Origin of the sequence: Pseudomonas sediminis, from assembly GCF_002741105.1 — a bacterium.
GTDB classification, from domain to species: Bacteria; Pseudomonadota; Gammaproteobacteria; order Pseudomonadales; family Pseudomonadaceae; genus Aquipseudomonas; species Aquipseudomonas sediminis.
In genome coordinates this window covers 1,088,042-1,099,722 of record NZ_NIQU01000001.1, presented here as the reverse complement: position 1 = coordinate 1,099,722, position 11,681 = coordinate 1,088,042, and the positions used below count along the sequence as shown (strand labels likewise).

10 protein-coding genes are annotated in these 11,681 nt (G+C 63.9%); 5 read left to right on the top strand and 5 right to left on the bottom strand.

The window, feature by feature from the left end:
• The first annotated feature begins 6 nt into the window (after positions 1–6).
• The 4 genes from CDO35_RS05055 to ald all read left to right on the top strand — a co-directional run bounded on the left by CDO35_RS05055 (position 7) and on the right by ald (position 3,204).
• Complete coding sequence (locus CDO35_RS05055) at positions 7–546, top strand: TetR/AcrR family transcriptional regulator (protein ID WP_099522857.1); 540 nt, start codon at positions 7–9, stop codon at positions 544–546.
• Between the two features lie 62 nt (positions 547–608).
• Positions 609–1,310: a glutathione S-transferase family protein gene (locus CDO35_RS05050; RefSeq protein WP_099522856.1), complete on the top strand. Its 702-nt coding sequence runs from the start codon at positions 609–611 to the stop codon at positions 1,308–1,310.
• Positions 1,307–1,990 (top strand): glutathione S-transferase N-terminal domain-containing protein, encoded by a 684-nt coding sequence (locus tag CDO35_RS05045; RefSeq protein WP_099522855.1) that lies wholly within the window; start codon positions 1,307–1,309, stop codon positions 1,988–1,990. Before CDO35_RS05050 ends, CDO35_RS05045 begins: the two co-directional genes overlap by 4 nt.
• Positions 1,991–2,082: 92 nt before the next feature.
• Positions 2,083–3,204 (top strand): alanine dehydrogenase, encoded by a 1,122-nt coding sequence (gene ald, locus CDO35_RS05040; protein WP_099522854.1) that lies wholly within the window; start codon positions 2,083–2,085, stop codon positions 3,202–3,204.
• A gap of 41 nt (positions 3,205–3,245) precedes the next feature.
• Here ald and CDO35_RS05035 read toward each other — a convergent pair whose 3' ends face one another.
• Both CDO35_RS05035 and CDO35_RS05030 read right to left on the bottom strand, forming a co-directional pair.
• Entirely contained in the window at positions 3,246–5,057 is a 1,812-nt protein-coding gene (locus CDO35_RS05035) for an SLC13 family permease (RefSeq protein WP_099522853.1), read from the bottom strand.
• Between the two features lie 109 nt (positions 5,058–5,166).
• A complete protein-coding gene (locus tag CDO35_RS05030; protein ID WP_099522852.1) occupies positions 5,167–6,351 on the bottom strand; it encodes a BaiN/RdsA family NAD(P)/FAD-dependent oxidoreductase in 1,185 nt (394 codons plus the stop codon).
• 350 nt (positions 6,352–6,701) lie between these two features.
• Here CDO35_RS05030 and CDO35_RS05020 point away from each other — a divergent pair, with 350 nt between their 5' ends.
• Entirely contained in the window at positions 6,702–7,433 is a 732-nt protein-coding gene (locus CDO35_RS05020; RefSeq protein ID WP_099522851.1) for a substrate-binding periplasmic protein, read from the top strand.
• Here CDO35_RS05020 and CDO35_RS05015 read toward each other — a convergent pair whose 3' ends face one another.
• The 3 genes from CDO35_RS05015 to mdtD all read right to left on the bottom strand — a co-directional run bounded on the left by CDO35_RS05015 (position 7,434) and on the right by mdtD (position 11,667).
• Positions 7,434–8,669, bottom strand: coding sequence for a GGDEF domain-containing response regulator (locus CDO35_RS05015; protein WP_099522850.1), 1,236 nt, complete (start codon positions 8,667–8,669; stop codon positions 7,434–7,436).
• Between the two features lie 150 nt (positions 8,670–8,819).
• Positions 8,820–10,196, bottom strand: coding sequence for an ATP-dependent RNA helicase DbpA (gene dbpA / locus CDO35_RS05010; RefSeq protein ID WP_099522849.1), 1,377 nt, complete (start codon positions 10,194–10,196; stop codon positions 8,820–8,822).
• 49 nt (positions 10,197–10,245) lie between these two features.
• Entirely contained in the window at positions 10,246–11,667 is a 1,422-nt protein-coding gene (gene mdtD, locus CDO35_RS05005; RefSeq protein WP_099522848.1) for a multidrug transporter subunit MdtD, read from the bottom strand.
• Positions 11,668–11,681: the final 14 nt, after the last annotated feature.

Below are 11,681 nucleotides of genomic sequence, written 5' to 3'. Positions count from 1 at the left end.
AATGCCATGCAGCTGTTCTGGCAGCGCGGTTATGAAGCCGCGTCGCTGCAGGACCTGCAGGCGGCCACCGGGCTGTCCAAGAGCAGCCTCTATCAGACCTATCCGAGCAAGCAGGCTTGGTTCGTCGCGGCCTTCAGCCTGTATGTGGCGCAGCGCCGCGCTCTGCTGCTGGAGCAGTTGCAGGCCAGCGCCTCGCCGCTCGCCTTTATCCGCGAGCGCCTGCTCAGCGTGCTGGAGGACGACGGCCCCGATGGCGTGCCGCGGGGCTGCATGCTGGTCAACGTCGCCAATGAATTCTCCTTGTCGGAGCCGGCTCTGGTGCCGGTGCTGCAACAGGCCACGACTGGCATCTGCCAGATTTTCCAGCAGGCGCTCGAACGCGCCGTGGCCTGCGGGGAGCTGAGCAACGCTCAGGGCCTCGCGGCCCGTGCCGGCTACCTGCAGTGCGTGATGAGCGGGCTGCGTACCCAGGTGAAATCCGCAGTGCCAGCGGACTCGATTCGCGCCACCGTGGCGGTGGTGATGGCCAGCCTGGAGTGCGTATGAACGGTGTTGCGCAGATTTTTCTTCGTCCAATTCTGGACTGACTGGTTTTTAAAGGAGCTGATATGCGGGAATTGTTCGAGCTGTGCGGCGCCGACCCTGAGCTGGTGTTTTCGCCCTACTGCTGGCGCGTGCGCCTGGCGCTGGCGCACAAAGGGCTGGACTGGCAGAGCCGGCCGACACGCTTCACCGACAAGGAGCTGATCGCCTTTTCCGGGCAGAAGCTGGTGCCGGTACTGATCGATGACGGTGAAACCGTGCATGACAGCCTGGCCATTTTCGCCTACCTCGACCAGCGTTATCCGCAGCAGCCTCTGCTCGGTGACGCGTTGGCTACCGAGCGCGCCCGGCTGGTCGAGCGCCTGAGTTTTCACATGGTGCGCGTGCCGCTGTTGAAGATGTTGATCCCGCGAGTCTGGCAGGTGATCGACCCTGCTGATCGCGACTATTTCCGCAGCAGCCGGGAGAAGGCGCTGGGCATGAGTCTGGAGGCGTTCGCCGATCCGCAGGGTGGTGAGCGGCTGTTCCGTGAGGGCGTGGCGCCACTGGAAATGTGGCTGCGTGATCAGCCCTTCCTCGAAGGCCAGGTGCCCGGCGGCTGCGACTACCTGCTGGCCGGCATGTTGTTCTGGGCATGGTGCCTGGGCGCGCAACCCTGGGCCGACGATTCGGCGCTGGGCGCCTGGTTCGCGCGCATCCTGCAGACGTATGAAGCGACTCACGGCCCGGTCAAGCGGGCCGTGATTCACGTGGAGGAAAAGCAATGATCGACCTGTACTACTGGACCACACCCAACGGCCACAAGGTCAGCATCTTTCTCGAGGAGGCCGGGCTCGACTACCGTATTGTCCCGGTGCACATCGGCAAGGGCGAACAGTTCGCGCCGGAGTTTCTCAAGATCGCGCCGAACAATCGCATTCCCGCCATCGTCGATAACGCGCCGGCCGATGGCGGCGAGCCCATCGCCCTGTTCGAGTCCGGGGCAATTCTCGAATACCTGGCGGACAAGAGCGGGCAGTTCCTGCCGCGCGAGACGCGGGCACGCTTCGACGTGCTGCAGTGGCTGTACTGGCAGATGGGCGGCCTCGGGCCGATGGCAGGGCAGACTCATCACTTCGTGCGCTACGCACCGGAGCCGATCCCCTATGCCATCGACCGCTACGTGAAGGAAACCGCGCGCCTCTATGGCGTGCTCGATCGCCAACTGGCCGGGCGTGACTACGTGGCGGGGGACTACTCCATCGCCGACATGGCCATCTATCCCTGGGCCAAGCTGTGGAAGATGCAGCAGCAGAAGCTGGAGGATTTCCCCAACATGGCCGCCTGGCTCGAATGCATCGATGCACGCCCTGCGGTGCAGCGTGCCTACGCGCTGGTAGAGCAGGTGAATGCCGATCCGCAGGCATTGCTCACGGCCGAGGCGCGGCGCCTGCTGTTCGGCCAGTGACGGACGGGCGAACTTTCTCGCGGATTTTCCTGTGATACGGCTCACGCTTTCCTAGACTTCAGACTGTTGGCCCGCAATGGTTGGAGATGGTGATGCGAATCGGCGTACCCAAGGAAATCAAGAACCACGAATACCGCGTCGGTCTCACGCCGCAGTCGGTGGCCGAGCTGAGCGCGCTCGGTCATGAGGTGTGGATCGAAACCCATGCAGGCGCCGCCATCGGTTTCGCCGATGAGGATTACCTTGAGGCCGGTGCGCATGTCGCGAAGAGCTCGGCCGAGGTGTTCCAGCAGGGGCAGTTGATCGTCAAGGTCAAGGAACCGTTGGCGGTGGAACGCGCCAGGTTGCGTTCCCACCATACGCTGTTCACCTACCTGCACCTGGCGCCGGACCGGGCGCAGACCGAAGAGCTGATGGCCGGCGGTGCCACCTGTATCGCCTATGAAACGGTGACCGATGCACAGGGGCGCCTGCCTTTGTTGGCGCCGATGTCAGAAGTGGCCGGACGCATGTCGATCCAGGCCGGCGCCGGTTGCCTGGAAAAGGCCCGCGGTGGGCGCGGCGTCCTGCTGGGCGGTGTGCCGGGCGTGGCGCCGGGCAAGGTGGTGATTCTCGGTGGCGGCGTGGTCGGTAGCCATGCCCTGGCCATGGCGGTTGGCCTTGGCGCCGATGTCACGGTGCTGGACAAGAGCGTCGACGCACTGCGCCGGCTCGATGCCCAGTATGGCAATCGCATCAACACGCTCTATTCCACCCGCGCGGCGGTGCGCGAGCAGGTGTTGGCTGCTGATCTGGTGATTGGCGGGGTACTGATTCCCGGCGCCGCCGCACCCAAGCTGATCACTGCGGAGATGGTGCGGCAGATGAAGGTGGGCGCAGTGCTGGTGGATGTCGCCATCGACCAGGGCGGTTGCGCCGAAACCTCGCGCGCCACTACCCATGCCGAGCCCACCTATGTGGTCGATGATGTGGTGCATTACTGCGTGGCCAACATGCCGGGTGCGGTGGCGCGCACCTCGACCCTGGCACTCAACAACGCCACGCTACCGTTCGTCGTGGCGCTGGCGCAAAAGGGTACGCGACGAGCCTTGCAGGAGGATCCCCACCTGCTCGCTGGCCTCAATGTCGCGCGCGGCATCATCACCTGCGCCAGTGTCGCCGAGGCGCACGACCTACGTTTTCAGTCGCCGGCCAGCGTGATCGAGCAGCTCTGAGGCAGGGCGGGCCCCGGTGCGATAGGTAGTCTGGCGGCTAATTACAGCGGCCAGACCCAGAGCAGCAACGGGATGCTGACCAGCACCACCAGGATCTCCAGCGGCAACCCCAGGCGCCAATAGTCGCCGAAGCGAAAACCGCCAGGGCTTAGAATCAGGGTGTTGTTCTGATGGCCGATGGGCGTGAGGAACGAGCATGAGGCGCCGATGGCCACTGCCATCAACAGCGCGTCCGGGCTGACGCCGAGTTGGCTAGCGGCGCTCAGCGCAATCGGGCACATCACCGCTGCGGTTGCCGCGTTGTTCATGAAATCCGACAGGGTCATGGTCACCACCAGCAACAGGGTCAGAGTGATGATGGCGTTGCCCTGTGCCAGATTTTCCATCAGCACCCGTGCCAGCAGGTCGGCCGCGCCTGTGCTGGACATCGCCCCAGCCACCGGGATCAACGCGCCGAGCAGTACGATCACCGGCCAGTCGATGGACTCGTAGACGGCCCGCAGCGGCACCAGGCGCAGCAGCATGTAGGCCAGCACCCCACAGGCGAATGCGATCGCCGTGGGCAGCAGACCAAAGGCCGCCGCGACGATGGCCAGGATCATGATGCCAAGGGCCAGGTTGGCCTGACGTGGATCGGGAATGTTGATGGTGCGTGCGGCCAGCGGCACACAGTCGTAGTCGTTGGCGAACTCACCGATATCCTCGGCGCTGCCCTGCATCAGCAGCACGTCACCACCCTGGATCAGAGTCGAGCGCAGGCGTTTGATCGAGCGATGGCTCTGCCGTGAGATGGCCAGCAGGTTGATGGAGTAGCGGCTGCGTAAGCGCGTGCTGCTGGCGGAGCGACCGATCAGCGAGGAGTCAGGTTTGACCAGCAGCTCCTGCATTGCACGATCTTCGTCGTTGCTGGCTTTCTTCTCGGTATCACCGTTCTTGTCATCCTGTTGCTCAGCTTCCCTGGCTTCGCGTTCTGCTTCCAGAAGCAGGTCCAGCTTGCCGAGCACTTCGCCCAGCTCTGCTGGATCGGCCTCAATCACCAGCACGTCATCGGCCTGCAGCACGCGTCGCGGGTTGGGGGCAGTCAGGCGCAGCTTGTTGCGCACCATGGCCACCACCTGTGCGTCGGCTTCATCGAGCAGCTGTTCGATCTCGCGCAGGGTCTTGCCCTCGGCCTTGCCACCTGCCTTGACCCGCGCCTCGGTCAGGTAATGGCCGGTGTCGAAGCTGGCGGCGCTGCCCACTTCGCGCTTGGGCACCAGGCGCCAACCGAGCAGGCTGATGAACAGCACGCCGGCCAGCGCCACGGCCACGCCGACCGGGCTGAAGTCGAACATTTCGAAGGGGCCACCGCCATGCTGGGCGCGGAAGCTGGAGACGATCAGGTTTGGCGGTGTGCCGATCAGTGTGGTCATGCCGCCGAGGATGGTGCCGAAGGCCAGCGGCATCAGCACGCGCCCTGGCGGCAGCTCCAGGCGCGCGGAAATCTGCAGGGCGATGGGCATCAGCAGGGCGAGGGCGCCGACGTTGTTCATGAACGCCGAGAGCAGCGCCCCCAGGCTGGTCAACGCGGCGATAGACACTAGAGCGCCCGCGCCGCTGGGCAGCAGGCGTTGCGCCAGGCGATTGACCGCGCCAGTGCGCTGCAGGCCATGGCTGAGCACCAGCACGCAGGCAACGGTGATCACTGCCGGGTGACCGAAACCAGCGAAGGCGTCGCGGTCTGGCACGATGCCGACGATCACGCAGGCCAGCAGCGCCCCCAGTGCGACCACATCGTGGCGCCAGCGGCCCCAGATGAACAAGCCCATGCTGGCGATTAGAATGGCGAAGATCAGGCCTTGTTCGAACGTCATGATGCGGCGTCATCCCTGTGATTGCAGCGTTGCATAGGCTGTTCACAGCAGAGTCTGCGCCGCGCCGGCAGTTCCCGGCGCGCCTTCAAATGGTGCGCAAAATTTTGTCTCAGACGTATTGCGCGGCGGCGTAGCCCGAAGCCCAGGCCCACTGGAAGTTGAAGCCGCCGAGGTGACCGGTGACGTCCAGCACTTCGCCGATGAAATAAAGCCCCGGCACCTTGAGCGATTCCAGCGTCTTCGACGACACCTCGTCGGTGTTCACCCCGCCCAGGGTTACCTCGGCGGTACGGTAGCCCTCGGTACCGGCCGGCACCAGTTGCCAGTCGGCCAGGTGCTCGGCGATCGCCTTGAGCTCGCCAGGCGTGTACTGCTTGAGGGGTTTGTTGCTGAACCAGGCGTCGACCAGCAGGGTCGCCATCTTCTTGGTGAACAGCTCGGCCAGCAGGGTTTTCAGCTCGCTGTTGCCGCGCTCGCGCTGTTGCGTCGCCAGCCATTCAGGCAGGTCGATGTGCGGCAGCAGGTCGATGTGCACGGTATCGCCCGGCTGCCAGTAGGACGAAATCTGCAGGATCGCCGGCCCGGACAGGCCGCGGTGGGTGAAGAGGATGTTCTCGACGAAGCTCTGGCCATTGCAGCTTACCCGGCAATCCTCCACCGAAGTGCCGGACAGCTCGGTGCACAGCGCCTTGAGTTGTGGATCGGTGAGGGTGAACGGCACCAGCCCGGCGCGGGTTGGTAGCAGTTCGTGGCCGAATTGTCTGGCCACCTGATAGCCGAAGCCGGTGGCGCCCAGGGTCGGAATCGACAGCCCGCCGGTGGCGATCACCAGCGACTGGCAGGCCACGGCGCCGAGATCGGTTTGCAGGCAGAAGCCGGCGTCGGTTTTCTCGATGCCTTGCACGGCGGTGTCGAGGCGGATCTCTGCGCCTGCTTCTGCGCACTCGGCCAGCAGCAGTTCGAGGATGTCGCTGGACTTGTTATCGCAGAACAGCTGGCCGAGTTTCTTCTCGTGATACGGCACGCCATGCTTGGCCACCAGGCCGATGAAGTCCCATTGGGTGAAGCGCGCCAGGGCGGATTTGCAGAAGTGCGGGTTGCCGGAGAGGAAGTTGCTCGGCTCGCAATACATGTTGGTGAAGTTGCAGCGCCCGCCGCCGGACATGAGGATCTTCTTGCCGGCCTTGTTGGCGTGGTCGAGCACCAGCACGCGGCGACCACGGGCAGCTGCACTGGCTGCGCACATCAGGCCGGCGGCCCCTGCGCCGATGATCAATACGTCGGTTTGCAACACGGGATGTCCTCAGGTGAATCTGCTGACGCAGCCATCGCCGCGCGAAAACCGCTGAAGTTTACCCGAACCGCTCTGTGCCGACGCTTCTGTCAGCGCGCTACTGGCAAGAAGGGCACACTGCGAATGACTGTCTCAGATATGAGACAGTGACGAGTGGCGTTGTGCCTGCTATCACTAGGGTTTGTACGAAAAGTCGTCGAGCGAAGGTCAGGCGAGGCAAAAACGGGTGAGGAAGCGGAGTTTACGAGCTGTAAATGAGCATTCCGAACCCGTTTTTAACGAAGCATCACCGAGCGCAGGCACTTTTCGTACAGAGCCTAGAACTGATCATTTCGGATGGATTTCCACTCATGACCGTCGTGCGTGCCTGGCTATTGCTCTTGCTGCTGTCGCCGGCATCGGCCTCGGCTGAGCTTTTGCGTCTGGTGGCCGACCCCTGGCCGCCGTTCAATGATCAACGCTTGCCCGGCAAGGGGCTGGCCAGTGATCTGGTGGAGCAGGCGCTGGCCCGCGCTGGCTACACCACCAGTTATGTGGAGGTGCCCTGGGAGCGTGCTGTGTTAGGGCTCAAACGCGGGGATTACGATGTGCTGATCAACGCCTGGTATAGCGCCGATCGCACCGAGTACGGTTATTTCTCCCAGCCCTATCTGGTCAATCGCATCCGCTTCATGCAGCGCAAGGGCAGCAACATTCGCTTCGAGACCCTTGCTGACCTCTACTCGCACAGCATCGCGGTGGTCAGGGGGTATGCCTATTCCAAGGAGTTCGACAGCGACCCGCAGTTGCTCAAGGTCGGGGTCGGCAGTTTCGAGATCGCCGCGCGTATGCTGCATGCCGGGCGCGTGCAACTGGCACTGGAGGATGAGCTGGTCGCGCGCTACATGCTCGGGCGCACACTGAGCAGCATTCGTGATGAGCTGGAGTTTCTGCCACTGCCGCTGAGCGAGAACGGTCTGCATATCCTGATACGCCGTAGCCATCCACAGCATCGCGATATTGCCCGGCGTTTCGATGCGGCGATTCAATCCATGAGCGAAGACGGCAGCTATGCCGCGACATTGAAGCGCCACGGTCCCTGATCAGCTCAGTACGGTGCGGGCACGGCCCTGCTGCTTGGCGCGATACAGGCGAATGTCGGCCTCGTGCAGCAGGCTTTCTAGGTCTTCGGGTTCACCCTGGTAAAGGCCGGCGCTGAACGATAGCGCAGGCGCACCAACGGCGTAGTGCAGGCCGGCGCACTGTCGGCGCAGTTTATCCAGTGCCTGCACCACATGCTCCGCGCCGTGCAGGGTGAGCAGGGCAAATTCCTCACCGCCCAGGCGGCCCAGCAGCATGTCGGGGAAGGCAGTGCTCATGGCTCGGGCGAACACCACCAGGGCGCTGTCGCCGCTGGCATGACCGAAGCCATCGTTGATCTGCTTGAAGTGATCGAGATCGAGCATCGCCACGCTGACCTCGCGACTTTCCCGTTGCGCCTTCTGCAGTATCTGCATGCCTTGCTCGTAGAAGGCGCGGCGGTTGTTCAGGCCGGTCAGGGCATCGAACTGCGCGGCCTTCTTCAATGCGCGCAGCAGGTCGCGTCGCTCCAGGGTCGACATCACCCGGCAATTCAGCTCTTCAGGGCAGAAGGGTTTGCGCAGGAAGTCATCGGCGCCGTGCTTGATGAACTGCGCACTGAGCGAGCCCTTGGGGTCGGCGGACACGCCGATGATGATCAGGTCATTGAGGCGCAGTTTCTGCCGCAGCAGTTTGACCAGCTCGAAACCGCTGACGCCGGGCATGGCATGGTCGAGGACCAGCAGGTCGAGGTCAGGGTGCTCGTTCAGCTGGCGCAGCGTCTCCTTGCCGTCGCTGGCTTCGATGATCTGGTAGTGGTGCGGCTCGAGAATGTGGCGAATGTAGTGGCGCTGCGCGGTGGAGTCGTCGGCGATGAGAATCTTGATGTGACTGTTGTGATCGAGCCGGTGCAGCAGGCGGAAGGCATACTCGTAGGAGTGCTGGCTTTCCTTGAGCACGTAGTCGACCACGCCTTTCATCAGCAGATCATCACGGCGCTGCTCGTTGTAACTGCCACTGAGCACGATGCACGGCAGGTTATAGCGCATCACCAGGTCGACGCTCTCGCCGTCCGGTGCATCGGGCAGGTGCAGGTCGACGATGGCGGCGAAGAACAGCGCGGCCGAGGTTTCCAGCATCACTTCGGCTTCTGCCAGCGAGGCACAGAAGATCGGCTCCAGATCGGTTTCCTGGCGAAACAGATGTTCGAGGATCTTCAGTACCAGTGGACTGTCTTCAATGACCAGAATATTGCGCATGGGTAACTCCGGCCCAGGCCTTTTGATGCTTTATATCAGCCTAAGAGCCTGTTCGCGATCTTGCGAGCCAGAGCATCCGGCAGGAAAACGAGCGTCCGAGCCTGCTTTCAACGCAGTAGCGCCGACGCGCAGCAGGTCGTGTGCAGGCTCTTACAGTAGACGCACGCGCAGTGTTCTGCCCTTGATCTTGCCCTCAGTGAGGCGCTTGAGTGCCTGACGGGCGACATCGCGGTCGACGGCGACATAGGCCTGGTAGTCGAACAGGGCAATCTTGCCGACCTGACTACCGGGCAGCCCGGCGTCGCCGGTCAGGGCACCGAGAATATCGCCGGGGCGCAGCTTGTCCTTGCGTCCGGCGCCGATGCACAGCGTATGCATCGGCGGCAGCAACGGCTCACCCGTTGCCTTGGCCGCGGGTAATGGGTACCAGGCCAGCTCCTTGCCTTGCAGGGTTTCGATGGCCTGGGCGCGACCGGCTTCAGCGGGCGCCACCAGGCTCAGTGCCAGGCCTTTCTCGCCAGCGCGACCACTACGGCCGATACGGTGGATATGCACCTCGGCATCACGCGACAGCTCGACGTTGATCACCATTTCCAGTCCAGCGATATCCAGACCGCGCGCGGCCACGTCGGTGGCCACCAGCACGCTGAGGCTGCGATTGGCGAACAGGGCGAGAATCTGATCGCGCTCGCGCTGTTCCAGATCGCCATGCAGGGCCGCAGCGGAAATCTTCTCGGCCTCCAGCTGCGCGGCCAGCTCGTCGCACTGCTGGCGCGTGGCGCAGAAGGCCACGGTTGGTTGCTTGCGGAAATGCCGCAGCAGGGTGCTGACCGCTTCCATGCGGTGGCTCGGCGTTATTTCGTAGAAGCGCTGCTCGATCTGTCCGTCATCATGCTGAGCCTCCACTTCGACCCGCTCCGGGCTACGCAAGAAACGTGCGGCAAGTTGCTCGATGGCGGGCGGATAGGTGGCGGAGAACAGCAGGGTCTGGCGGCGTGCCGGGGTCTGTTCGATGATTTCGCTGATGCTGTCGATGAAGCCCATGTCGAGCATGCGGTCAGCTTCGTCGAGCACCAGGGTATTGAGCCCATCGACTTTCAGCGTGCCCTTGCGCAGGTGCTCCTGTACCCGCCCTGGGGTGCCGACAATGACATGGGCACCGTGCTCCAGCGAGCCGATCTGCGGACCGAAGGGCACGCCGCCGCACAGGGTGAGCACCTTGATGTTGTCGGCGGCGCGGGCCAGACGGCGGAGTTCCTTGGCCACCTGGTCGGCCAGTTCGCGCGTCGGGCACAGGACCATGGCCTGGCAGCCGAAGTAGCGTGGGTTGAGCGGGTGCAGCAGGCCAATGCCGAAGGCTGCGGTCTTGCCGCTGCCGGTCTTGGCCTGGGCGATCAGGTCGCGGCCCTTGAGAATCTGCGGCAGGCTGGCGGCCTGGATCGGCGTCATCTCGGCATAGCCGATGGCGGCGAGGTTGGCCTGCATGGCGGCGGAAAGGGGCAGGCTGGCGAAGGCGTTGGCGGTCACGGCTGGGGCTCGGGCATGTAGAAACAGGCCGGCAGTGTAGCAGGCCCGATCATTCGTCCGCTGAAACCTCGATATTGCGACCGCTGCGGCCATCTTTCGCATCCAGTTGCAGGAAGATCGCCGCCGCCAGCATCGACAGCAGGCCGACGCTCAGGTAGGTGGCCTGGAATGCCTGCAGCACATGCCCACTGTCGCCCAGCTCACGGCTGAAGCCGCTGAGCAGTGCTGCCGCCGAGGCAACGCCGAGGCCCATCGCCAGTTGCACCACTACCGACAGCAGGCTGTTGCCGCTGCTGGCGTCGCGGTTGTCCAGGTCGATCAGGGTCACGGTATTCATCGCGGTGAACTGCAGTGAATTGCAGGCACCGATCAGGCCCAGCTGGATGATCAACTGCAGCGTCGAGGTTTCGGCATCGACCAGTGCCAGGCTGGCGATCAGAGCGCCGAGCAGCAAGGTGTTGCTGGTGAGAATGGTGCGGTAGCCGAGGCGTTCGATCAGCGGTTTGGCCATTGGCTTGGCCGCCATCGCCGCCAACGCCAGCGGGATCAGGCTCATGCCGGCCTGGGCCGGCGAATAGCCCATCGCCAGTTGCAGCAACAGCGGCGTGAGGAAAGGCAGCGCGCCGCTGCCGAGGCGGGCGAAGAGGTTGCCGATGATGCCCACGGCGAAGCTGCGGGTGTGAAACAGCGCGGGTGAGAACAACGGGTGCTCGATGCGCCCGGCGCGCAACCAGTAAGCGGCCAGGCAGGCCATGCCGCCGAGCAACAGCAGCACCACGCGCATGGTCGGCAGGTGCAGCTCGCCGAGCCCTTCCAGCGCCACGGTGATCAGCAGCATCGCCGCGCCGAACAGCAGGAACCCGGCGGTATCGAAGCGGCTGCGTTCCGGTCCGCGCAGATCCGGCATATGCCGCAGCGCCGCCCAGCAACCGAGCAGTCCGACCGGCAGGTTGATCAGGAAGATCCAGTGCCAGCTCGCCACTTCCACCAGCCAGCCGCCCAGGCTTGGACCGATCAGCGGGCCGAGCAGGCCGGGCAGGGTGATGAAGCTCATGATCCGCACCAGCTCCGAGCGCGGATAAGCGCGCAGTACCACCAGGCGCCCGACCGGCATCATCAGCGCGCCGCCAAGGCCTTGGATGACCCGTGCGCCGATCAGCATGCTGAGCGACTCCGACAGCGCGCAGAGCAGCGAACCGAGGCTGAACAGGGCGATGGCGCCGAAGAAGATACGGCGCGTCCCAAAACGGTCGGCGACCCAGCCTGAGGCCGGGATCAACAGGGCCACGGTGAGCATGTAGGCGATCACCACCGACTGCATGCGCAGCGGATCTTCGTTGAGATCACCCGCCATGGCCGGTAGTGCGGTGTTGAGGATGGTGCCGTCCAGCGTCTGCATGAAGAAGGCGATGGCGACTATCCAGGGCAGCAGGCGGGCGGTGCGTGGATCGAGCAGGGCAGGGGTGGTCATGCTGTTCTCATGGT

What these genes read in the sequence shown, in the direction of transcription:
- CDO35_RS05055 (WP_099522857.1), top strand. Translation starts at nt 7, where the DNA reads ATGCAGCTGTTCTGGCAGCGCGGTTATGAAGCCGCGTCGCTGCAGGAC.
- CDO35_RS05020 (WP_099522851.1), top strand. Translation starts at nt 6,702, where the DNA reads ATGACCGTCGTGCGTGCCTGGCTATTGCTCTTGCTGCTGTCGCCGGCA.
- mdtD (WP_099522848.1), bottom strand. Translation starts at nt 11,667, where the DNA reads ATGACCACCCCTGCCCTGCTCGATCCACGCACCGCCCGCCTGCTGCCC.
- CDO35_RS05035 (WP_099522853.1), bottom strand. Translation starts at nt 5,057, where the DNA reads ATGACGTTCGAACAAGGCCTGATCTTCGCCATTCTAATCGCCAGCATG.
- CDO35_RS05050 (WP_099522856.1), top strand. Translation starts at nt 609, where the DNA reads ATGCGGGAATTGTTCGAGCTGTGCGGCGCCGACCCTGAGCTGGTGTTT.
- ald (WP_099522854.1), top strand. Translation starts at nt 2,083, where the DNA reads ATGCGAATCGGCGTACCCAAGGAAATCAAGAACCACGAATACCGCGTC.
- CDO35_RS05045 (WP_099522855.1), top strand. Translation starts at nt 1,307, where the DNA reads ATGATCGACCTGTACTACTGGACCACACCCAACGGCCACAAGGTCAGC.
- CDO35_RS05015 (WP_099522850.1), bottom strand. Translation starts at nt 8,669, where the DNA reads ATGCGCAATATTCTGGTCATTGAAGACAGTCCACTGGTACTGAAGATC.